The sequence below is a fragment of the Aquirhabdus sp. genome, assembly GCF_046462495.1.
Classification (GTDB): Bacteria; Pseudomonadota; Gammaproteobacteria; order Pseudomonadales; family Moraxellaceae; genus Aquirhabdus.
This window is the reverse complement of record NZ_JBKGVE010000010.1, coordinates 343,863-367,279: the sequence shown is the minus strand read 5'-3', so window position 1 is coordinate 367,279 and position 23,417 is coordinate 343,863. Positions and strand designations below refer to the sequence as shown.

The window sequence follows — 23,417 nt, the reverse complement described above, 5'->3', positions numbered from 1 at the left end:
AGGCTATCCACCGTATCAAGCTGTTCACATGGCGTCTGTACGCTAGCCAACAGACAGAGTCATTTAAAAAAGAGTGAACCATATAAAATATGGATCGTAAATAGGTTATTTATTAACCTATATGGTATTTTTGAAATCATCATAATTCGATTGTTCATATCCCTGTCAGAATTCCTTAATACGTACCACGTATCCTGTTTTACATTCGTCATGATGTGATAACTAACAGGATGCTCAGCCATGTCAAACCCATTTAACACGACTCAACGCGTTTTCCGTTTGAGTTTGCGCACGACATTATTCGGACTGGTATGTGGCGGTCTTCTGTATGGTTGTAACGGATCCGATAATGATCTATCTGTAACGCCGTTGATCACCAATGATGCTGCTACTGCAGATGCTAACCTTCAGGCAGCATGGGTGACGATAGGGGATAACAATCAAGCCATTGCTCGTGTCATTACCAATTACACTCCTGCTTCAAGTACAACTGACGCCAATGCTGTGTGCCCACTATTAACCGTCGATGGGCTTCAAAATCGTATGACGTTGCGTGTTGGTGCGGGGAATTTGCCATTGCGTACGACAGCCAGTGATCCGGTTGATTCAAAGCCATCCAGCTTTCCGGTATCCGTTTGTGAAGCTAATCTAGCTGCGACTGCGAAGCAGGCGAGCGTGGGCTTGCGCACCTTGCCATTGCCCAAAGCAGAGCCTCAACACATTCTTGTACTGGGCGATACGGGCTGTCGTCTGAAGAAAAGTGGCAATGCCTATCAAGCCTGTAATGACCCAACGGCTTGGCCGCTGTCTACAGTCGTTGCATCCGCCGCGAGTTTGAATCCAGATTTAGTGATTCACGTCGGGGATTATCATTACCGTGAGAATTTGTGCCCATCAGATATCACGGGTTGTAAAGACAGTCCTTGGGGATATGGTTGGGATACTTGGCAGGCTGATCTGTTTAAGCCAGCGGCGGCATTGTTTGCCAAGGCACCTTGGGTGGTGGTACGCGGTAATCATGAAGAGTGTGCACGAGCAGGTCAAGGCTGGTTCCGTTTTCTAGATCCACGGGCGTATAGCGACGCGCGCTCATGTAATGATCCAAGCAATGATAATGTTGCCAACTATAGCGATCCCTATGCTGTGCCACTCGGTGCGGACTCACAGATTATTATTTTTGATTCGTCTAAAGCCGGTGCAAACGCACTCAAAACGACAGATCTTCAGTTCCAGACCTATCAAAAACAGTTTCAGACAGTCGCTGCACTTGCGGCTAAAACCAGTGTCAAAACAACCCTATTTACCAATCATCATCCGATTTTGGCTTTTGCCCCGATTGCCGGAGCCAATCCTGCACCGGGCAATCTGGCCTTACAGTCGGTGATGAGCAGCCTAAATCCCCAAGCCTATTATCCAGCAGGCATTCAATTGGCTTTGCATGGTCATGTTCATGATTTTCAGGCCATCAATTTCGCCAGCAATCACCCTGCAACGATTGTTGCGGGCAATGCCGGTGATACTTTAGATGTGGCACTTCCTGATCCACTACCAACGGGCGCAACGCCAGCGCCGGGTGCGGTTATCGATAAGATTACCCATCACAGTACTTTTGGCTTCATGATAATGGATCGTAATCCTGCACCTGCAACAGGCTGGACTTATAAGGCTTACACAACGACAGGTAAACTATTGACGACGTGTACTCAAACGGGTCGCCAGATTGCTTGTGATAAGACAGGCTATATCACGCCGTGATTGTTGGTGTTAAACCGCGCTGGGTGATGATGAAAGCGATACTGACATTTTTTGCGTTCAGTATCGCGAGCGGAGCCTATGCAGCAAAAGTCGATTCTGCGAAAGGTGATAGTCGGGTTATAGCGCATATCGGCGCCACGCCACAGTTCAAGGCTCAAATTGACCCAACTACAGTTACTTTTCGTCCTGATCCTGCATTAGTCGTTTTGGGACGACAAGCTTTCTTTGATCCGAATCTTTCCGAGCCTCGGGGCACGTCATGTGCTGGGTGTCATGATCCGGTACGTGCATTTTCACCCACCCTGAATGCACAATCACGTTTGGTCGGCACGCCTCAAGGCAGCAGGCTTGGACACGTGAGTGTCCGTAATGCACCGTCACTGCTGTATGTGCGTTATGTGCCCCAGCGTTATTTCTTTCAAGATGATGATGATCCCTATCCATCCCCATTTGGCGGGTTATTTACAGATGGACGGGCAAATGATTTAGCTGAACAGATCCGTGGACCTTTATTCGATGCAAACGAAATGAACAATGCATCGCCACGTAGCTTATTACGTAAAATCAAGCCTACGCCACTGGGTCAGGCGCTATCTACGCACTTTGGTCAAAGCGTGTTAAATAATCCAAATCTATTCGTCCAGCGTCTAGGTGAAGTCTTTGCGGCCTATCAGCAAAGCGATGAGATGGCGCCTTTTAGCTCACGATTTGATGATTATTTACGCAAGCGTAAGCCTCTAACTGCACAAGAGATGCAAGGTCTAGCGGTCTTTAAAAATCCAGATAAAGGCAATTGCCAGTCGTGCCATTTGCTCAATGACACTTCGAATCGCCCAGAAAGATCACTCTTTACTGATTTTGGTTATGACGCGATTGCTGTACCCCGTAATCGTGCTTTAGTGGCCAATAGAGACCCACGGCATTTTGACAATGGTTTGTGTAAGACTGCGGCCCAATTACATTGGTCCGATCCCAAGCAGTGGTGTGGCTACTTCCGCACACCGACACTGCGTAATGTCGCGGTGCGCCAAAGTTTTATGCACAATGGGGTGTTTAAGACTTTACGCGAAGCGGTGGCTTTCTACGCCACACGTTCAACCGATCCCAAGCATTGGTATCATGGTCAGCAATATTTTGATGATGTCCCCAAAGCGTATCGCGCCAATATCAATATTAATTCGACTCCGCTTAACCGAAAAGTAGGGCTTAAGCCTGCATTATCCGATACGGATATTGATGACCTCGTTGTATTTTTAAGGACGTTGACCGATGCGCGCTATGTCTCACAGATGTCGCCGCTTAGAGATCAACGCGCTATCATGCCATAAGTCCTTATATCTCTAACTGTGCGAATACTCTTTCTGCATTGGCTGAGCACTCTAAATGCTCAGGCTTATTTTCTATGGTTTCAATCATAGATAAGAGTTGGGCTTTGTTCTGGGTTAACCGCTGCTGCAATGCATCAATCTCGATGACCTTTTGTTTAAGACGGATGAGCAGTTCATCGTGGTGCGAGCCTTTTGTATTCTCGGGCAGCATATTGTGGATTTCTTCTAACGTGAATCCGACTTGCTGGGCACAAGTGATGATGCGTAATAGCTGCAACGTTTGCGCGGGATATTCACGATAACCATTTGCCTGACGCTGCACTTTGCCGATCAGACCACTTGCCTCATAAAACCGTATGCGAGACGAGGCGAGTCCACTTTGTTTTGCCAGTTCGCCGATTTTCATGGGTGACTTCGTAATATAAGCTTGACATTAAAGTTAACTTTAAACTTATGATCGACATCCCGTCAAGGAGATCTCAAACATGATCGCATTTCAGGCTTTAACGTTACCCAATGGTTCTATTATTCCTAATCGTATCGCAAAGGCTGCCATGGAAGAAAATATGGCAGATGCGGATCAAGCACCTTCTAAACCCTTGATGCGTCTCTATCAAGCGTGGGCAGAAGGCGGTGCGGGTTTACTGTTGACTGGAAATGTCATGGTTGATGGCCGAGCGATGACGGGACCTGGCGGCGTAGTATTGGAAAATGAAAAAAATCTGGATAAGTTTCGTCAATGGGCACAGATCGGTCGTTCCAGAGGTGCGCAGTTCTGGATGCAGATTAATCATCCCGGACGTCAAGTCCAAGCTGCGATGGGTCAAGAAACTTGGGCGCCATCGGCGATTGCGCTGGATCTGGGAAAAATGTCCAAATTCTTTGGTCAGCCAAAAGCCATGACGGAGACTGAGATTGCTGAGGTCATACAACGCTTTGTGCATACCGCGCAGTTGGCTGAGAAAGCAGGTTTTACGGGTGTAGAAGTGCATGCTGCCCATGGCTATCTATTGAGTCAGTTCTTATCTCCGCTGAGCAATAAGCGCATGGATCAATGGGGTGGCAGCTTGGAGAATCGTGCCCGATTACTTTTAGAAATTGTCAAAGCAATACGCAATACGGTATCTCCGCAATTTGCCGTATCCGTCAAACTCAATTCCGCGGATTTCCAGCGAGGCGGTTTCAGTGCTGAAGATGCAAAGCAAGTCGTGGAAATGCTGAACGGACTTGCCGTAGACCTTGTTGAGCTATCTGGGGGCAGCTATGAAGCTCCAGCCATGCAAGGAAAGGCTCGGGATGGGCGCACTCTGGCACGTGAAGCCTATTTTCTGGAGTTTGCAGAAGAGATTGCAGCAATTGCAAAGATGCCTCTCATGGTGACTGGTGGTATTCGACGTCATGAAGTGGTTAAGCAAGTGATTAGCAATGGTGTGGCCATGGCAGGAATCGCGACAGCGTTAGCGATTGATCCGAATCTGCCGCAAAGATGGCGAGAGGGACAGAGTACTGCGCCCCAGCTTGCGCCAATTAAATGGAAGAATAAGACTCTGGCATCACTTGCGAATATGGCCATGGTCAAGTTTCAATTAAGCCGACTTAGTCTTGGACGCCGCCCAAAACCCAGTGTTTCTGCATTTTGGGCACTGTTACTCCAGCAGTTTGCGACTTCACGGCGTACTCGGCAGTATCGTCGCTGGATAGAAGCTCAAATTAAAAAATGATTTTTTGAGAAGAGGTTCAAGTTGCGTATGATAGAAGGCTAAAGGCAGTTATTTATTTTTAATTAAGTATTTAATTAATATGATAAATAGTTGTTTTTGTCCTTTGGAGGAGAAAATAAGAAAAAGATTCCAAATGGATGGTTTTGTAACGGGAATGACATTGATTTAAGCAAGAATGCTGCTACTCAATTTTCATTGTCTTAGCGATTACTCATGCAAATCAACTCTCACCACTTCAATCTTAATGTTATTTCACAGAGCATCCTGATTGTATTGGCAGCAACCTGCCAATATGGATATGCTGCAGATAGTACACCGAGTAGCGATCCTCAGATTGCTTCGGCAAAAACGACAGACTCCACGCCGCTAAATAATGTGGTGGTCATGGCTAAAAAGACCACGCGTTCAGCAGTGTCTCTATCGGGGACCGAAATTCAAAAAGCTCTGCCGGGTGCAAATCCGTTAAAGGCTATTCAGACTTTACCCGGGGTTTATTATGTGACAGCAGACCCTTGGGGAAATAACGAACAAAATGCTCAGCTTTTTGTCCATGGGTTTTCTCAACAGCAATTGGGATATACCTTTGATGGGGTACCGCTGGGTGATCAGCAGTACGCAAACTATAATGGTTTATCCCCTCAGCGCGCAGTGATCAGTGAAAACGTCAAAACAACGACTTTGAACTCCGGTGCTGGCGATCTCTCTACGGCATCCACGTCCAACTTGGGCGGAACGATCAATATCCTGTCTTCGGATCCCGCTAAAGAAAAAGGCCTGCAATTCAATGAAACTTTGGGAAGCTATGACACGCGCCGTACTTTTTTGCGGGTAGATACAGGAGAGTCCGAAAGTGGTAACTCGCTGTATGCTGCCTACGCCAATCAGCGTGCGCGTGCTTGGGACTTTAATGGTCGACAAGGCGGTAACCAGTTCAATCTCAAGTTCCAGCATGCGGATGATGTTGGCAAGCTGACCTTCTTCTATAATTTTTCCGACAAGATTGAGCCAAATGAAGACTCTGATTTGTTTGGTATTGGAGCAGGAGCACAAACCGGGGCGACACCTTACACCCGTCCTTTCCTCTATCCTGATTTGAATCTTGCTCTAAACTATCTGGGTAAGAATGGTGCCTTGCCAGCAGGTGTTGGTAATAATTTCCAGAATTACTACAGTGCGGCGCAGCGTAAGGATCATTTGGCTTACCTGAAGTATGAGTGGAATCTGGCTGACAATATCCAGTGGTCAAACCAGATTTATTATCATCATGATAATGGGGCAGGCTTAGTTGCGGGGCCGATTTCTCAAGCCGGTTTGCCTGCGTTATTTACCGTATATTATCCCGGCCAGAATTTGAGTCAGCTCTTTGGTGGTTCGGGTTATGCAACGCGCGAAACGCAGTACAATATCAATCGCTTTGGCTATTTATCTAAATTGAATGTTGAACTCGCTGAGCACAGTATCGAAGCGGGCTTCTGGTATGAACATAATCAATCCACGATGACTCGGATGTGGTTCCCATTCTCCGCCAGCAGTCCGACAACCCCTTATGAATCTGAGCATAACCCTTTGATCGTGCAGTATGAGGGCGTAGCCAAGGTTCAGGAGTTCCAGCCTTATATTCAGGATCAATGGCATATTCGTCCTGACCTGACATTACTCGCTGGTGTGAAAGGGTCGTATCAGTTCGCGGGTGGAACCGTGCCCGTACAGCAGGTCAATGCAGCCAGCAATAAAAATCCAACACTCTATCCTTCGGGCACTATCGACACACGCTTTAACTTTTTACCCAATTTCGGCTTAATCTGGAAGGTAACACCTGAATCTCAAGTGTTTGCCAATATTCAGAAAAATGCGCGTCAGTTTCCAACTAACATTACCAATGCACCCTCTCCATGGAGTGTAGGGAGTCAGGCGATTTTTGATAATATCGCAGCCAATGTGAAGCCAGAGACATCTTGGACCTATGAGCTTGGATTACGCTCACAGAACCGCTTTGCGGACACGTATGGCGTGACTGGTCTAGATAGTCAGATTAGCTTGTATCATGTGAAGTTCTCCAATCGTTTGCTTTCAATCAACCCAACCCCTCAATTGGCGACCTTTGTTAGCTCCAGTGCGCCAATTGTGCAAAACGTCGGTGGTGTAACAACTGATGGCATTGATTTGTCTGGCACGATCTATCTTGGATCACACTTTAGTCTCTACGACGGTGTGTCGTATAACCGATCCGTATATGACAATGATTACACCAGTGGCACTACAACCTATTCAACCTCTGGCAAGCTGATCCCAGCGACCCCAGAGTGGATGAACAAAACGGTTGCCAGTGTAAAATACGGCAGCTTTGAAGCGCAGGCCATCGGTGATTATGTCGGCAAGCGCTATGTGACTTATACCAATGATGCGGCGGTAGCGGGTTATTTCTTACTGGGTGCGGAGGCCTCTTATCAGTTGCCAAAAGCCTACGGGATAGATAGCAAGCTGAGTCTGAACGTTACTAATATCGCAAATAAGAAAGGGTATTCCAGTTTGGTTGTGAATGGTCCCGTCTATGCGACTTCAGGTTATGCGGCATATCCTCTGGCGCCAAGAATGTTCTTTATTACTTTATCGACCAAGCTATAAGGTCATTGGGGTTAGGCATGGGTTGGTGTAAGACATGCCAACTTATGGGGCTCTAGACCTAACCTTTATATTATAAAAAACGCCCTGATGATAAAATCATCAGGGCGTTTTTATGATTTTGATTTAAGTGCTTAAGTGGCTTCTTCAGCGACAATCTCTTGTAATGCGACTTCAATTGGGCGATTTTTGAAACCTATATCGCGCTCTGCTTTACTATTATCTGTGCGGATCGCAATAGGAAGTGGGGCAGATAAGACTTTAGGTCCGTATCCTTTGGCTTTAACCAATGCCTTGAAGAAAGTCGAAAATTGATGCCCTTCACCGCAGACGTTATAAGACTCACCGATACTGGCATCATTCTGGATGGCGCCAACCACCGCATCTGCAATATCGCCTGCATAAACAAATGGTAGTGAGATACTCGGCAGAGGCAAGAAGGGGAGCTTCAGCAAACGATACATCGGTTTTAAAGTATTGTAATCGCGCGCGCCGTAAACCAAGCTCGGACGCAGAGCAGTCATATCGAGTTGTAGGCTATGCGCGAGTTCCCAGCCCAGCACTTCACTGACTTGTTTAGTCGCACGATAGGGTCCACCTTGACGCTTGGCACCATTCAATTGTTTCTGATGCTCATCCATGGGATGCAGAATCGACCAGCGATAGATGCCAAAGGTGCTGATCTGAATAATACGTTGCACGCCGGCATCATGGGCAGCCTGATAGACATTGCGAGTGCCATCGAGGTTTGCTTTTTCATGTTCTTCCCAAGCCATCATACTTTTTGTGGCAACATACATCGCTGCATTGGCGACTACGGCATCACACCCCTGAAACGCTGCGGTCAAGGCAGCGGTATCCGCAAGATCCGCCTTGCGAAACTCAACACCTTCCTCTGCTAGAAATGCGGCTTTAGCAGGATTACGGACCACGCCGATCACATGAGCGCCAGCTTTTAGTAGACTGCGGCAAATATATACGCCGATCATTCCACTGGCACCCGTGACTGCGACTGTTTTTCCTTTGAGGCTACTCATTGCGTATTCCTTCTTTTTTATCTGTATCGTAGGTTTTGTTGATATGTTATTTGGCTGGGACATGTGTGGTGGTGACTTCTGCAATCAGGCGACCATTGCTCCCCGTCACGGTGGTTCTGACTACAGTCACGCTACGTCCCTTTTTGACAAATACCGAATTCGCTTGAAACACGCCATCTTGCTGATTGCCCAGTAAGTTGGCATTGAGGTTAATCGCCAAGGGAAAGCCGGGTTGGCCTGGTGAGAACTCGGCAGTACCCGCCGCAAGTACGGTCGCAACCACATCTGCAAACCAGAGTATGGCACCCGCATGAGCAACCCCAAAAGGATTTAAGATGCCTTTTTGTACAGGCATTTCAGCAATCACTTTGTCACTACTTTGCTCAATGATGCTGAATTCGATTTGTCCTGATATTTTCATGATTGTGTCCTTATAGAGTCTAAAAAGCATAATGCCTGCACACAACTTACAATGCAATCGAGCATCTTAACCAAGCATCAACGAATCCGACACAAGTCTAAAACGAATTTAGGCGACCTTCATTCAATTGCTAAGTTAGCCCTAATCCGCAAACTGTTTTAATGACCATAACGAATTTAAGCAGTGGTCATAGAGTCAATAAGTTCTTAGGCTTTTGATGAGTGAACATCCGATCAGTATTTTAATTATGCTTAGGAGTAACGATCATGAATAAGATGATAATTGCCAGTGTTTTTACCGTAATGAGTGCTCTAGCCGTTCAACCAGCTATGGCTGATTACGACACGGTGGGTTCTGCATTAGTTGGTGGAGTAGCAGGGGCCGTGATTGGTCATGCTATGGGTGGTCGAAATGGGGCTGCCGTGGGTGCCGCGATTGGTAGTGTGGGCGGAGTCGTACTTTCTGCGAATCAGCCACATGATTATGACCATCGTCCGGTTGTTTACAATCAACCCGCCCAGCCTGTTTATTATCAAGGTTATCCTGAGTATCAGCCTGTTCGTGAAGTTGCCTATCCTGTACGTCAAGTTGTCTATTATGGCAATGAAGACCGTGGCTGGGATCGTGGGCGCTGGGAAGAGCATCGTCGCTGGGAGCATCGTGAGTGGGATCATGATCAAGGAGAGCATCGTGGTTGGGATCATGACCGAAGTGATCATCAGGGATGGAGTCATGATGAGAATGAACAGGGATATGGTCATTACTAGACCGCTAAGTGCGGCGATGAAAATGGCATTGGTTCGATATAGAAATAATAAAGAAGGGGAACTCGGTTTTAATCGAGTTCTTTTTTTGACATGAATGAGATGCATGTATCTTAGACAAGTGAATTAAAGGCTTTTGTTCTTTTCTGAAAATTTTAAACGTGTGAGGTTGTATGAAAAGCATGATAAAGAATTAAGAGCAGTTCTTGAAAAAGTTGCTTATCGCAAGTATATTGATTATTAAATATACTATTTGGGGTGAGTGTAATGCACAGCATTGAACTCTCTGAACACAAAAATGATGCTCTTATCGTTGATTTACGTAAATTTTCTCGTCAGTTAGTACGAGAGCTTGGCTTTATGCGCAATACTTTGGCAGACAGCGATCTTGCCCCCTCTGCAGTTCATGCCGTGATCGAAATTGGATTAAATCCTGGAATTCAGGCCTTCGATTTAGCTGATCTTTTACAACTCGATAAGTCTAATACCAGCCGTCAGTTGGCGAAACTGGAGTCACAGGGATTTCTAAAACGAGAAGCAGATCGACGTGATGGACGCACAAGCCGATTATTTCTGACCGAGTCAGGTCATCAATTACGCAATAAGATTGACCAATTCGCGACGGATCAAGTCTCTGGTGCTCTTCAACAGCTCATGCCGGCTGATCAGATATCCCTGATTCGAACTCTTTCGCTTTACGCTGACGCATTAGCAAAAAATAACAGGCAGGATATGCCAAGAGTAAGTCGGATAGACGATCATATTCATCTGGGTTATCGCTCAGGATGTATAGGTGACATCGTTAGTTTGCATGCACGTTATTACGCTCAGACTTCGGGTTTTGGTCTTTTCTTTGAGGCGAAAGTGGCCTGTGAACTGAGTGCATTTGTCCAGACTTTGCCATCACCAAGCAAAGGGCTCTGGCTGTATGTTGAAAATGGTAAAGCGTTGGCTTCGATCGCTATAGATGAAGATGCTTCTTCTGGTATATCACACTTAAGATGGTTTATCGTTGATGATTCGCTTAGGGGAACTGGAGTCGGTCGTCGTTTACTTTCAATCGCGCTGGATTTTGTTGATCAGCGATTTAAGGAAACCTATCTTTGGACATTTAAGGGATTGGATGTTGCTCGGCATTTATATGAATCATTTGGGTTTAAGTTGGTTGAGGAGGCGGATGGAGAGCAGTGGGGAGGGCGTGTGACGGAGCAGAAGTTTTGTCGTTGTATTGAATAGGCCTTATTCGCGCTGATATTGAATAGTTTTTATAATCCTGTCAAAATCCAATCAGGAGTGGTGGTGCAATTATTATTGTATTGATTTTAAATGATAAATATGGTCGGGACGGAAGGATTCGAACCTTCGACCTCTTACACCCCATGCAAGCGCGCTACCAGGCTGCGCTACGCCCCGAGACATTTATCTCGTTAAACAAACCATTTACTTAAAGGTAAACAAGCCATTTAGCGAGCCGCTAGTTTAGCGATTTTTATTCGTTTGTCCAGAAGCGGAATGCAATTATGCGCTGGTTTTCTCGCCAAAAGACTTTAAACGCTCAATCTGACGTTCATTTGCCTTGTGTGTGAGTTCATGCATCACGTCGATAGCTTGATGGACATCTGCCAAAGTCTTTGCATTACCACCGCTTAACATCTGACGCCAAGAGCGTGCACCCACTTGGTATTGAAACAAACCCAGCAAATGTCGCGTCATGGATGATAGGGCAATGCCGTGTTCCATTTGTTCTGCAAGATAAGGCATGTATTGCTGCATGATGGCAAAACGATCGGGTAACGCATGCCCATCTATGACGCCAGCCTGCGCCAAGATATACGGATTGTGATAAGCAGCCCGCCCAATCATCACACCATCAGTCATGGGGAGCTGTTGCTCAATTTCTTCGGGTGTACTGATGCCCCCATTGATCTCGATGGTGAGGTGAGGACGTTCTTGTTTTAGACGATAGACATCTTCATAGCGGAGCGGAGGAATATCTCGGTTCTCTTTAGGACTAAGCCCTTGCAGCAAAGCTATGCGTGCATGAACGATAAAGTGACGACAGCCAGTAGCCGCGACAGTATCAACAAAGTTCAGCATATTTTCATAACTGTCTAAATCATCAATCCCGATGCGATGTTTGACCGTCACGGGGATGTCTACTGCATTTTGCATGGCAGCGATGCACTCGGCGACAAGCTGCGGCTCAGCCATCAAACACGCGCCGATCTTGTTGTTTTGCACCCGATCCGAAGGACAGCCGACATTCAGATTCACTTCGTCATAGCCGTAGTCTTGTGCCATCTTGCTACAGGTTGCGAGTGCTTGAGGGTCGGAACCGCCCAACTGCAGTACGACTGGATGCTCGGAATCATTAAAGCGTAAATGACGATCCCGATCACCGAAGATCAATGCGCCAGTGGTGACCATCTCGCTATAGAGCCAAGCTGTGGGATTAAATAGGCGTGCAAAGTGACGATAATGACGGTCCGACCAATCCATCATGGGGGCGACGGAAATTCGCTTTGGTGTTTGTAGCTCTGTAGATGCCATTATGCCGTAGCTCCCGCTTTTTCAATTTGCTTGGCTGGGCGTAGTGTGATCATCAGTACGCCGATGATATTTAAGCCGCAGCCTAACCATTGTATCACTGACAACGACTCACCTAAAAATGCCACAGCAAGTACAACCGTAATAATGGGACCTCCAGCACTGAGCATTGCTGCTTGAGCTGCCCCCACACGTGCAATGCCTTGCATTAAGAATGTTGCGGGCAGCACCGTGGAAAAGATGCCCAGTGCAATACCAAGCCCTAAAACTGACCACGAGAAGTGCGCAAGACTAGCAATTGGTGCGGGCTGTACGATGAGGTAGTGAATGAGTGATGCAATACAGGCAACGCTCATGGCAAGGCCTGTAAAGCGCCAGCTTCCGAATCGGCGAATCAGTGTCGGCGTCATGACCAAGTAGAGCGCGTAGGCGACTGCACTGGCAAAAACAAAGAAACTTCCTGCCCAGACGTTACTATGTGCTTCTGCCGCTTGAGCGCCTTCACCCAGCATCACAATGATTGTTCCGCCATAGCTTAAGGCAATAGCGAGGATCGTGCGTAGGTGAATGGCGCGTTTATGCAGTGCGGCCATCATCAGCACAGTCAATGTCGGATAGAGAAACAAGATGATACGTTCAAGCGAGGCGGTGATAAACGTTAGTCCAATAAAATCTAAAATACTGGCGAGGTAGTAACCGATCAAGCCAGCAAGTAACAATAGCCCCCAATCCTTCACGCTCGGTGGTGTTGGATTCTTGGGTGCGATATAAGCGATGAACAAAAAGAACGGCAGTGCACTGACCATGCGTAAAGCCAATAATGCAGGTGCACTGAGTGTCGGATCAAGACCGTAAGCAGTTTTAATCAGAATGGCTTTGATGGCAAACAAAAAGGCTGACAATAAAACACAAATTGAGCCAAAAAGGACATGTTTGCGTGGATAGAGGGGTGACGAACTGGGCATGAGCGAGATAGCAAACCGTGATACAGCGAGGGCGTGGATTTTGAGCTATTTATGATCAAAATTCAATGCGGAATTGATCCAGTTGGCAAGTGTATATGGCTTTAGCCAATAAGATATTAAAGATGCCAATTTTATATTTTACAAATACATCCAATTCAAAACAGTTATCTTCGTCTAATATTAGACGAAGATAACTGTTAATTAGATGATGGATATGGGCAAGGTTGCTGCACTGAAGCAGTCGATCAGTTGTTTTGCATGGATCATCTCTAATCGCCAAGAACAGTTGTAAGCAAATAATGTGATCAAAATTAATACAATAGATCTTTAAGGGTGGGGGTATGGAAGTACTGGTGTTATTTGCAGCCGCGCTGGTTTTATTCCCTTATATTGCGGTTATCGTACTCCTGATTCGTACCTCCGATCTGCGTAAAACGTTGAATGCGCGCATAGACAGACTTGAAAAACAACTCAATCAACCGATCCATCAACAGCAAGCCACATCAACAGCATCTTCAACGGCAACAATCGCAGCGATTATCGGCTCTTTAACCCCACCTGCTGCATCATCCACGATTGAATCCTTGCCTCAGGTCGCAGTAGTTGAGTCTGCTATCTCTCAATCAGGTCTGCCATCTCCAGATGTCCTAAACTCACAGATTAAAGATTCCATCTCTGAACCTGCGTCGATTGTTCCTCAAGCACCTTCTCAGAAAGCTATATCAAATCTTGAGCCTGATGAACGCTCAACGGATGTGGTGTCATCGGTTTGGCGTTCCTTATTGGCTTGGTTTCAAGGCGGTAATGCAATTGTTCGTGTGGGTGTGATTGTTTTATTGATTGGCGTCGTGTTGCTGTTGCGTTTCGCCAGTGAGCATGTTGTGGTTCCGCTCGAAGTACGCCTTGCTTTGGTCGCATTTGGCGGTTTTGTTCTGACCTTGCTTGGAATTCGTTTGGTCGCAAAATCAAACCCGGCGCAGGGTATGCAAACGACTTCTGAGCCAGAAGTACACGATCTGGGTGATGTGAAAGAGGCAGTCGTTGCGGCGTTATCGCGCCGTGGTTATGCTTTGAGTTTGGAGGGAGGGGGGCTGGCGATTTTATATCTGACCTTGTTTGCTGCCTTCCGTTTATATCATCTGCTCCCGGATATGCTGACTTTTTGTTTGCTGGCGACTTTATCTGTCATCACTGCTGCACTGGCCTTAAAACAAGATGCATTTCCTTTGGCGTTTATGGCTTTTGCGGGCGCGTTCTTAGCACCTATTCTAACGTCAGATGGCAGTGGTAATGTCGTGGGATTGTTTAGTTATTATCTCCTGCTGAATACCGCAATTGCTTGGCTTGCTCATTATCGGACTTGGAAAGTCTTGAATTTACTCGGGGCATTTTTTACTTTTGGACTTGCCGGATTCTGGGGGTGGCAGCAATATCATATCGAGGCATGGGAAACGCTTGCGCCTGTGCTGCGTTGGCCACTTGAAGGATTATTGTTGGTTCATTTGGCATTGTATTTGTTTATCGTCATCCGCTATAGCCAGCAATTGGCGAAGTTGAGGGCGAACAATCGGTATGTTCCGGTTGTAGATGGGTCACTTTTATTTGGTGTGCCGATATTAGGCTTTGGTTTACAGGCGGGGCTGCTTCATGATTTGCCCTATGCGCTGGCGATTAGTAGTGCGGTGTTGTCTGGTGTCTATCTATTGCTTGGGCGCTATCTCTTACGTCAGGGGGGCTCCCTACGGTTATTAACCGAAGGGACTCTAGCCTTGGGCGTTGGCTTCTTGGCCCTAGTCTTGCCCTTGGCATTGGATGCACAGTGGACATCGGCAGGCTGGGCGGTGCAGGGTGCTGGGCTTGTCTGGATCGGGCAGCGTCAGCAGAGACCTTGGTCAGTAGCTTTTGGTTTACTCCTACAACTGATTAGTTGCGCTGTACTGGCTTGGATGACGCTGGATAACAGCGGTTCCATTAACATTGGATTAGGTGTTTTGGCTGCCACGCTTTTAGTTTCAGCGGCGTTGCTTCGGATTCAGAATACATCCTCGTATGAAGTCTCATCTACGGATCAACCCGTAAAGTCTCCTCGATTTTTGGGTCTTGCAGGTATTGTGCTGAGTGTGGGGCTAGTCGCCAGTGGTTTGTTTATCGATTCAAATTTATCCAAAATTGATTATTTTGCAGAGAGTCATTTAGATTCTGTATTTGCGATGCGTATTGCAATCGATCTCTTGATAATCATTGCTGCTGGTTTGGTTTTAGACCGATTATTGGACTGGTTTGAGATTAATTGGGCTGTGCGCTTATTGTTACCTGTAACGTTGTTGGTTGTTTTAGCAACCTTTACAAACCATTTATTCTTGCCGCTAAGTCTTGCTTGGATCATCTTGGGCACGCTATCGCTGATTCGCTTGGCAACGGTCATGTCAGAAAATAGTTTAAGCCACACAACAATAAAACCGAGCTCCAGTCGTGGGGATCAGGTGATTTGGGCTAGCGGTATTTTGCTACTTGCTACATGTGAGTTCGTCATTTTATGGACGATTCCCGCATTGATTCCCGCATTATTGATTCTCGGATTTATCGCTCTGCGACATATCCCTGCTTGGCTGAATCAAGATCGTCTATTGAAAGATTTAGCGTTACCCCTTCTGGTTTTATTTGGGGTATGGGTATTTATTGCCAATATCGAGGTCGATGGTCGATTCTTTGGATTGGTGTATGTGCCGCTAATCAATGCTTTGGATATCACCTTTGCTTTGGTTGGTTTTGCGGCTTTGCGTCTATCTTCTTATGCCGCACTTCCATTTAAAAAAATTATTTACGCGGCCATGGGCGCTGCGGTTTTCTGGACCCTGACCGGGATCGTTGTGCGCACCTTACATGAATGGGCTGGTGCGCCGCTTTGGCCTGATGCGTGGCATGACGATACTGTGCAAACCTCACTCACCATTGTCTGGACTTTGTTGGCATTGCTCTTAACGGGTATTGCAAGTCGTCGTGCTTGGCGTGAGGTTTGGGTTGCGGGCATTGTCTTGCTCGTTTTGGTCGTGGTGAAATTATTGTTGGTTGATTTATCCCATGTAGGAGCGATGGCGCGTATTATCTCGTTTATCGGTGCAGGGTTGATTATGCTCTTAATCGGCTATATTGCCCCTTTGCCTCCTGCTCGCGCAAAACAAAATGAAGTGAATAAAAACGGTACACCGCAAATTGACGGTAGTCATGAAAAAATAGTAGATCAGAATAAAGTAGGGACAGCCCATAATGAATAAGATGAATATGGCGGGTAGTGCATTTCAAAGTCAAAGTGCCGCCCGCAAACGAATTTATATCGCTTGCTGCTTATTGGCAAGTTCGTTTGTCGATGCTGAAACTGCACCGATCCATGTTCGTATCCCGATTCAAATCGTTAATGCCACCCCCTCTTCAAATTCGGGCATTCAGAAAGTTGATTTACCCCTTAATGTTATTGCGCTTCTTAATAGGCACTCCAATCATGATGATCGCAACTATCAGGTTCTGGATGCAAATCGACATGTGATGCCTATTCGGATCAAGACCCCAATGGAGCCCGCTCAAGAAGAGGTGGTGACGTTGCGTGCTTATCATTGGCCTGCACAAGCGCCTATGACATCAAATGATGCGGCACGTCTTGAGTTTCAGCTTAGTGATGGACAAACCCAAGCAACCGTGACATTGCCTTCAAACTCACCTAGTAATGCTCAGCTTAAACAGCTGGAGCAGGCGGGCCATGGTAAGGATCAAAAGTGGTTACTTGCGATGCCCGTGCAGGCCAATCAGACGATCGATAAAACCAGTGATGTGCGTAAGATTACGTTACTGTGGCCCAAATCTGCGCTGTCGATGGATGCGACTTTAGAGGGGAGCGATGATCTGGTCAGTTGGTCTCAAGTGGCGACGGCATCCTTGCTTGAGACTGCGGAGCCTGCCGCGGATGATCGGCAACTCAAACAAAGCAGTATACAAGTGAGCGAGCAGTATCGCTATTGGCGACTATCGCTGTCTGCACCGCTGGCACTAACGGGCGCCAATTTGACGATTGTGGTACCCGAGAAGAATGTAATACAAACCCAGAATGTAGTTTTCCAGCCGAATAACCAGCAAAGTAGCCCGCAACAAACGAGCGCTCAGATTGGTGAGTGGTTATTAGATATTCCGATTCCAGTTGCGGCATCTGCTGTAAAGTTCTCAATCCCTGAGAATCAGGTCTGGTCTTTGTCATTGTCTGCACTTTTGCCAGTACAAAAAAGTGATCGACATGCGGTAGATAAATGGCAACTGCTGACACAGCAAAGCCTGCATCATTGGAAAAATCCGCCAGTGGGTCAAGAGGCCGTTAAAGATACACTTTGGCTTGTTGATCAAAGCGCTACTGATCTTGATCAGTCTTTACTTAAAGCGGTGAGTTGGAAGTTACAGGGCACAGGTCCACGTACTGCGCCACTGCCTGCGACCATTTATGGCCCAACACAGGCATTATATTTTTTAGCCCAAGGTCAAGCGCCTTATCATTTGGAAATTAATAGTCCATCGGATAATAATTTGTTGGATTCAGACTTGCCGGTAGATTTACCTGAGGCTCAAGCCGCACAATTGGGGGCAATCCAGATTATTCCCCAGACTATTCCTTGGCGTAGATATGGTCTCTGGGGTGTTTTAGTCATCATTGTGACCGGACTTGGATTTGCAGCATGGCGTTTAATCCGAGGATTAGATCGACAAACGGATTGATCGATAGGGTAGAACTGTTCAAAAATCAATAAACCGACTTTGTAAAGTCGTGCAACCTGATGGCAGGCAGCGTATAATCGCGTTTTGATGCTGCCATATGTTCTAGCCTATGTTATATGCGTTGACTCGCCCTGCACTGTTTGCACTCGATCCTGAACGCGCTCATTATGCGACGTTGGCTTCCATCGCATGTGCGACCCGATTGGGTGTTCTGCCACATCTTTTTCCAAAAATTACTCAACCTCTGCAATGCATGGGGCTTACTTTCGATAACCCCGTTGGTCTTGCTGCTGGGCTTGATAAAAACGGCGATTACATCGATGCATTGGCCGCTTTAGGTTTTGGTTCGATAGAAATTGGAACGATCACGCCTCGTGCGCAACTTGGTAATCCTAAACCGCGTTTATTTCGCCTGCCGCAAGCAGATGCGATTATTAACCGCATGGGATTTAATAACGCTGGTGTCGATGCTTTGGTTGCGAATGTGCAGAAAGCAAAGTTCAAAGGTGTTCTGGGCATTAATATCGGAAAAAATTTCGATACGCCTGTGGAGCGCGCATCAGAAGATTATTTAAAGTGCATGGACAAAGTCTATGCACACGCATCTTATATCACCGTCAATATTTCCTCTCCCAACACGCAAGGTTTACGTTCGCTGCAAAGTGGTGACGCCTTAAGTGAATTGCTTGAAACCCTAAAAAATCGTCAGTCACAGTTACAGACTGCGCATGGTCGCTATGTGCCCTTGGCGCTCAAAGTGGCTCCAGACTTAGAACCAAGCGATGTTGAGTTCATTAGCCAACAGCTTTTACGTTTTGAGATTGATGGACTGATTACAACCAATACAACGTTGTCTCGTGTTGGGGTCGAGTCTTTACGCCATGGCGCTGAAGCTGGGGGCTTATCGGGTAAACCTGTTTTCGCAAAAAGTACGCAAATTCTTGCAGATTTCGCCGCACGTTTGGAAGGCAACATTCCATTGATTGGGGTTGGTGGAATTACCTCAGGTGCTGATGCTAAAGCAAAGATTGATGCTGGTGCGACATTGGTCCAGATTTATAGCGGTTTGATTTACCGTGGACCTGAATTGATTAATGACGCGGTTCGGGCATTGTCCTAATGGATGGTCTGAGTGGCTTTTCCGCCCTAGATATCGCGATCGCAGTGATTGTACTGTGGAGTTTGTATCGCGGATTTAAAGTTGGATTGGTTCAGTCGCTTGTCGGATTGTTAGGTTGGTTTGCCACTCTTTATATGGGCACGCACTATGCGCGGAATATGGCGCATGTTTTTGCAGGTGTGGTGACTGACCCTGTTTTGCAAACGGCTTTGGCGTTCTTAGTCATCGTTCTGCTGATGTTGACCATTGTTTGGGGCTTTAGCATGTTGCTGAAGTCTTTGATTGATGCTTTAGCTTTGACGCCTTTAGAGAAATTAGCAGGCGGTGTATTTGGCGCTGCGCGTGGTGTATTGATTGTGTTGGTGGTGATGAGTCTGATCGGCTCTTGGGCGAGTAAAGAGAAATGGTGGCAGCAATCTATTTTAGCCCCGTCTCTTTTGCCCTATGCACCGCTTGCAATCAATGTCGGACGTGATCTGGCAACGACAGCATGGGATGAATTGAATTCAAAACCCCACGCGTCAGAGCAGAGTCCGCTTGAAATTAAGCAGCATCACCCCGATGTACAGCCCACGCATTAAGGTATCGTGATTCTTTTTTTAGCAGTTCATGCTCAAAAAAGAATCTATAGTAAATCGTGTTGTACAGATTGTATTGTTCATTTTATTTTTGTTCCAGCCATCCGCGAGGTTGTTATGTGTGGAATCGTAGGCATTGCCGCTCAAACGCCAGTTAATCAAATGTTATATGATGCTCTGACGATGCTCCAACATCGCGGGCAAGATGCGGCAGGGATCGTGACTTTTCAAGACGGTCGCTTGTTCCTGCGCAAAGAAAATGGCATGGTGCGTGACGTGTTCCATACCCGTCATATGCGCCGGTTAGTTGGCAATTTTGGCATGGGTCATGTCCGTTATCCAACGGCAGGTTCGAGCAGTTCCGCAGAGGCACAGCCATTTTATGTGAACTCACCTTATGGGATCACGCTTGCACATAATGGCAATTTAACCAACGCCGATAAAATCGCAGCGACTTTATTTCGCTCTGATTTGCGCCATATCAATACCGACTCGGATTCGGAAGTATTGCTCAATGTGTTTGCGCATGAACTGCAAGCACTGGGTAAGGAAAACCCGAACGAAAATGATATCTTTGATGCCGTGACTAAGGTCTATAGCCGCTGTGAAGGGGGCTATGCTGCGATTGCTATGGTCACTGGTTATGGCCTGCTGGGTTTCCGTGACCCGCATGGGATTCGTCCACTGATTTACGGTGAGCGCGATGCTGAAAACGGTAAAAAAGAATATATTTTAGCGTCTGAGTCCGTCGCGATTACCTCGCTGGGCTTTAATGTGGTACGTGATATTGAGCCGGGTGAGGCGATCTATATCAACTCGGACAGTCAAATTTTCACCAAGATCTGTGCAAAGAATCCGGTCTATAATCCGTGTATTTTTGAGTACGTGTATTTTTCACGTCCAGACTCAACCATTGATGGTATTTCAGTCTATAAATCACGTATGCGTATGGGTGAGAAACTGGCGCATAAGATCCTGCGTGAGTGGGGCGAAGATCATCAGATTGATGTGGTGATTCCAATCCCGGAAACCAGTCGTACGGCTGCACTTGAACTCGCATCATTATTGGGTGTGAAATATCGCGAAGGCTTTATGAAGAACCGTTATATCGGTCGTACCTTCATTATGCCAGGTCAAAGCCAGCGCAAAAAATCAGTTCGTCAAAAACTCAATCCCGTAGAACTCGAGTTTAAAGGGAAGAATGTATTGTTGGTTGATGACTCGATTGTACGGGGTACAACGTGTCATGAAATCATTCAGATGGCACGTGATGCCGGTGCATTGCAAGTCTTCTTCGCATCCGCAGCGCCACCTGTGAAATTCCCGAATGTCTATGGCATCGATATGCCAGCAAAAAGTGAGTTGATTGCATCCGGTCATACGGTAGAAGAAGTACGCCAAATCATCGGTGCCGATCGTCTGATCTATCAAGATCTGCAAGATCTGATTGATGCCGCACGTGAAGGTAATCCACATATTGAGCGCTTTGATTGTTCAGTATTTGATGGCGAATATGTCACGGGCGGAATTGATGAAGCGTATTTAAATAAACTTGAAAAGAGCCGTAATGATCAGGCGAAATCAGGTGGTGTGACGCTGGTTGAAGTGATGGGTGATACGCCTGTGGATATGACTGGGGTGAAAGAAGAGGCTTGATTTGATCAATTAAGCGGTTGTTCTTCACGTTTGAGATATAAAAAAGAGTCAGTTCAGAAATGAACCGACTCTTTTTTATTGTGTTCGAAGATCCAAGCCTTAATGCAAAAATAGTCGCTCTGTTACCATGACTAATGGTTTTTCTAGAGATCGTTGCAGGCGCGGATGTAAGTCCAGCGGTTTAAGCAACATCTTCATGGTCATGCTGGCAGGAATATGTCTGCGCAGGAGTTTTTGTGCACGGCTACTGACTAGCTGGAATTCTGAGTCGTTATCGATGAGATCTGGATACTTGGTATTAAAGACATGACGCAGAGCAATGTCACCATCCTCATTTTTGATCTCACGTACTCGCCGAATCAGTGCACTTAATATCGAAAGTCGACTGAGTTTTTCTACCTTTTGATAGCGTTTAAAATGATGAAGAAAATTTTTGTAGTGCCGTACTTCATCATTTTGAATGTATTTGGTGAGTTGCTTCAGCACTGGCTCCTCAGCGATTTCGTTCAGTGCACGATATAGACTTGCGGTTCCTGTTTCGACCACACAGCGTGCGGCTAATTCAAGGCCACGACTGCTTTCCAATTGCTCGGTTGTACATATCTGACCATATTCATTCCAGAAGGCTTTAAAGCCCTTATCCCAATCAAAATCGGGCCAGACATGTTTCACATAAGTGGCGAGGGCTAGGCCATGCTGAAGTTCTTCATGCTCCCAGTGATCACCCAGCCAAGTTTGCAGTATGTCATTTCCACCAAAGTGGTCGACCAGATTATGGGTGTAAAAATCAGATCCACTTTCGACAAACGAGGCGCTACATAACAAGAAAAATAAATCTTCATTGTGACGAATTTGCTGTACATCAATACGGTCGAAGTCGAGGCTTTCAAGCGTCCAGGGTTGGGTCGAAGAATAGCTCATGTGATGTCCTGCATAGTGCCTACCAGAGTGTTATGTATAAATCATGACAGGAGCAGCGATTAGTGTGTATTGTATGAGTGTTACGGTGTAAAGTTTTTTGTTGTTCAATGGGTTGGCGCATGCATATGTTTTTTAATGTGATGGATTTAAAAACTGATCACAGAGGATATGAACCGCGGGTGCCAGTATGCTAGAGTCCTGCCAGTCCAACCATGCAACTTCACTGATTTCTTGCAATGCTCTGGGTTGATTTGTCCACTCAGCAGCAAAACAAATGAGTTCAACTTCCCCAGCCTGACCGTATGCAGGCCCTTGAATGGTATATAAATAATTTATAGATTCAGGGTGTAACGTAATCCCCAGCTCTTCCAAGAGCTCACGCTGCAAAGCCTGCTCAGGGAGCTCGCCTTGCTCAATCTTTCCTCCCGGTAGATACCAGTGCTCATTTTCTCGGACTCGGACCAGTAAGAGTTTGTCGTTTTGAACGGAAACAAGGCAAGCGCAGCGTAAAATGGTCATGGCATTAAAATTAAGAAGCAAGTAAGAGGGAGGGGAGTTAATGTTTGCGCTGTCTTACGCAAGAAATTAGCCAAGCAGTGATGGCACCGAGTGTGGCAATGGCCATATCTTTATGCGCATCCCAGACATCACCTTGCTGACCATTATAATTCTCAGCATCTTTAGGGGACATATCAATTGCGATCACCCATTCAATGAGCTCATAAAACATGCTGGATGCCATGACGAATTGAATGACGAGCAATGCAACCTGTCCACGACGTGCTTGTGGTAACCACACCGAGAAAAAATCAGAGATGATTTTATAAAGGAGTAGCCCATAAGAGAGGTGCACCAAGCGATCATACATATTGCGTGACCAGCCAAAATACGCATTGATATCGACATGCAATAAATGCTTAAACCAGTTGTTGTACGGGACGTATGAATAGAGATAGTGCGCGCCAATAACATGAATCAATAAAAAAATAATACACAGTGCAAAGCCAGTACGACTCACATAGTGTTTATAGGTGAGCCATAGAATCAATAAGACACCAAGTAGGGTGCCGGATTGATGCAGAAGATAAGCTGGCATTTCCAGTGGGTGGATTGAAGCGATCGCCGAGGCAATCACAAGTAAACTGAGCCACCGCCAATGAAATGAATCAGGCTTCGGGAACGGCACAGACGTTTTCTTTTGAAAGGATAGAGTGCTCATGGCTAATC

The 23,417-nt window shown here is 46.4% G+C and carries 19 protein-coding genes and 1 tRNA gene; 11 read left to right on the top strand and 9 right to left on the bottom strand.

The features are described 5' to 3' along the window. Nucleotides 1-240: 240 nt before the first annotated feature. Both ACLHG7_RS13720 and ACLHG7_RS13715 read left to right on the top strand, forming a co-directional pair. Nucleotides 241-1,755: a metallophosphoesterase family protein gene (locus tag ACLHG7_RS13720; RefSeq protein WP_410211544.1), complete on the top strand. Its 1,515-nt coding sequence runs from the start codon at nucleotides 241-243 to the stop codon at nucleotides 1,753-1,755. Next, nucleotides 1,752-3,083 carry a cytochrome-c peroxidase gene (locus ACLHG7_RS13715; RefSeq protein WP_410211543.1) on the top strand — a complete coding sequence of 444 codons (1,332 nt, stop codon included), beginning with the start codon at nucleotides 1,752-1,754 and terminating at the stop codon, nucleotides 3,081-3,083. Before ACLHG7_RS13720 ends, ACLHG7_RS13715 begins: the two co-directional genes overlap by 4 nt. Nucleotides 3,084-3,087: 4 nt before the next feature. Here ACLHG7_RS13715 and ACLHG7_RS13710 read toward each other — a convergent pair whose 3' ends face one another. Further along, nucleotides 3,088-3,489, bottom strand: a complete 402-nt coding sequence (locus ACLHG7_RS13710) for a MerR family transcriptional regulator (protein ID WP_410211542.1) — start codon at nucleotides 3,487-3,489, stop codon at nucleotides 3,088-3,090. Between the two features lie 79 nt (nucleotides 3,490-3,568). Here ACLHG7_RS13710 and ACLHG7_RS13705 point away from each other — a divergent pair, with 79 nt between their 5' ends. After that, on the top strand, nucleotides 3,569-4,804 hold the full coding sequence (locus ACLHG7_RS13705; protein WP_410211541.1) for an NADH:flavin oxidoreductase/NADH oxidase family protein: 1,236 nt from the start codon (nucleotides 3,569-3,571) through the stop codon (nucleotides 4,802-4,804). A gap of 213 nt (nucleotides 4,805-5,017) precedes the next feature. Beyond that, complete coding sequence (locus ACLHG7_RS13700) at nucleotides 5,018-7,429, top strand: TonB-dependent receptor (RefSeq protein ID WP_410211540.1); 2,412 nt, start codon at nucleotides 5,018-5,020, stop codon at nucleotides 7,427-7,429. A gap of 131 nt (nucleotides 7,430-7,560) precedes the next feature. Here ACLHG7_RS13700 and ACLHG7_RS13695 read toward each other — a convergent pair whose 3' ends face one another. Beyond that, nucleotides 7,561-8,463, bottom strand: a complete 903-nt coding sequence (locus tag ACLHG7_RS13695) for an NAD-dependent epimerase/dehydratase family protein (protein WP_410211539.1) — start codon at nucleotides 8,461-8,463, stop codon at nucleotides 7,561-7,563. Nucleotides 8,464-8,509: 46 nt separating this feature from the next. Then, on the bottom strand, nucleotides 8,510-8,884 hold the full coding sequence (locus ACLHG7_RS13690) for a PaaI family thioesterase (RefSeq protein ID WP_114898388.1): 375 nt from the start codon (nucleotides 8,882-8,884) through the stop codon (nucleotides 8,510-8,512). A gap of 266 nt (nucleotides 8,885-9,150) precedes the next feature. On the opposite strand from ACLHG7_RS13690, the gene ACLHG7_RS13685 reads away from it, so the two are divergent. Together ACLHG7_RS13685 and ACLHG7_RS13680 are read left to right on the top strand one after the other, a co-directional pair. Beyond that, nucleotides 9,151-9,651: a glycine zipper family protein gene (locus ACLHG7_RS13685; protein ID WP_410211538.1), complete on the top strand. Its 501-nt coding sequence runs from the start codon at nucleotides 9,151-9,153 to the stop codon at nucleotides 9,649-9,651. A gap of 264 nt (nucleotides 9,652-9,915) precedes the next feature. After that, on the top strand, nucleotides 9,916-10,884 hold the full coding sequence (locus ACLHG7_RS13680) for a GNAT family N-acetyltransferase (protein WP_410211537.1): 969 nt from the start codon (nucleotides 9,916-9,918) through the stop codon (nucleotides 10,882-10,884). A gap of 100 nt (nucleotides 10,885-10,984) precedes the next feature. Here the strand turns inward: ACLHG7_RS13680 and ACLHG7_RS13675 are convergent. The 3 genes from ACLHG7_RS13675 to ACLHG7_RS13665 all read right to left on the bottom strand — a co-directional run bounded on the left by ACLHG7_RS13675 (nucleotide 10,985) and on the right by ACLHG7_RS13665 (nucleotide 13,160). Further along, a tRNA-Pro gene (locus ACLHG7_RS13675) sits at nucleotides 10,985-11,061 on the bottom strand. Between the two features lie 105 nt (nucleotides 11,062-11,166). Further along, nucleotides 11,167-12,198, bottom strand: coding sequence for a tRNA dihydrouridine(20/20a) synthase DusA (dusA, locus tag ACLHG7_RS13670; RefSeq protein ID WP_410211536.1), 1,032 nt, complete (start codon nucleotides 12,196-12,198; stop codon nucleotides 11,167-11,169). Next, a complete protein-coding gene (locus ACLHG7_RS13665; protein ID WP_410211535.1) occupies nucleotides 12,198-13,160 on the bottom strand; it encodes a DMT family transporter in 963 nt (320 codons plus the stop codon). Before ACLHG7_RS13665 ends, dusA begins: the two co-directional genes overlap by 1 nt. 341 nt (nucleotides 13,161-13,501) lie before the next feature. Between ACLHG7_RS13665 and ACLHG7_RS13660 the strand changes: the two genes are divergently transcribed. From ACLHG7_RS13660 to purF, 5 genes are all read left to right on the top strand, one after another. Further along, nucleotides 13,502-16,435 carry a DUF2339 domain-containing protein gene (locus tag ACLHG7_RS13660; protein ID WP_410211534.1) on the top strand — a complete coding sequence of 978 codons (2,934 nt, stop codon included), beginning with the start codon at nucleotides 13,502-13,504 and terminating at the stop codon, nucleotides 16,433-16,435. Continuing rightward, on the top strand, nucleotides 16,428-17,915 hold the full coding sequence (locus ACLHG7_RS13655) for a DUF3999 family protein (protein ID WP_410211533.1): 1,488 nt from the start codon (nucleotides 16,428-16,430) through the stop codon (nucleotides 17,913-17,915). The genes ACLHG7_RS13660 and ACLHG7_RS13655 overlap by 8 nt, the downstream gene beginning before the upstream one ends. Nucleotides 17,916-18,024: 109 nt before the next feature. Then, entirely contained in the window at nucleotides 18,025-19,035 is a 1,011-nt protein-coding gene (locus ACLHG7_RS13650) for a quinone-dependent dihydroorotate dehydrogenase (protein ID WP_410211532.1), read from the top strand. Beyond that, nucleotides 19,035-19,616, top strand: coding sequence for a CvpA family protein (locus tag ACLHG7_RS13645; RefSeq protein ID WP_410211531.1), 582 nt, complete (start codon nucleotides 19,035-19,037; stop codon nucleotides 19,614-19,616). The genes ACLHG7_RS13650 and ACLHG7_RS13645 overlap by 1 nt, the downstream gene beginning before the upstream one ends. Before the next feature lie 114 nt (nucleotides 19,617-19,730). Beyond that, nucleotides 19,731-21,269 carry an amidophosphoribosyltransferase gene (purF, locus tag ACLHG7_RS13640; RefSeq protein ID WP_114898396.1) on the top strand — a complete coding sequence of 513 codons (1,539 nt, stop codon included), beginning with the start codon at nucleotides 19,731-19,733 and terminating at the stop codon, nucleotides 21,267-21,269. A 99-nt stretch (nucleotides 21,270-21,368) separates the two neighbouring features. Here the strand turns inward: purF and ACLHG7_RS13635 are convergent, their stop codons facing one another. The 3 genes from ACLHG7_RS13635 to ACLHG7_RS13625 form a co-directional block, all read right to left on the bottom strand. Further along, a complete protein-coding gene (locus ACLHG7_RS13635; protein ID WP_410211530.1) occupies nucleotides 21,369-22,190 on the bottom strand; it encodes a ferritin-like domain-containing protein in 822 nt (273 codons plus the stop codon). A gap of 132 nt (nucleotides 22,191-22,322) precedes the next feature. Beyond that, a complete protein-coding gene (locus ACLHG7_RS13630; RefSeq protein WP_410211529.1) occupies nucleotides 22,323-22,709 on the bottom strand; it encodes an NUDIX hydrolase in 387 nt (128 codons plus the stop codon). Nucleotides 22,710-22,746: 37 nt separating this feature from the next. Next, nucleotides 22,747-23,409, bottom strand: coding sequence for a DUF2238 domain-containing protein (locus tag ACLHG7_RS13625; protein WP_410211528.1), 663 nt, complete (start codon nucleotides 23,407-23,409; stop codon nucleotides 22,747-22,749). Nucleotides 23,410-23,417: the final 8 nt, after the last annotated feature.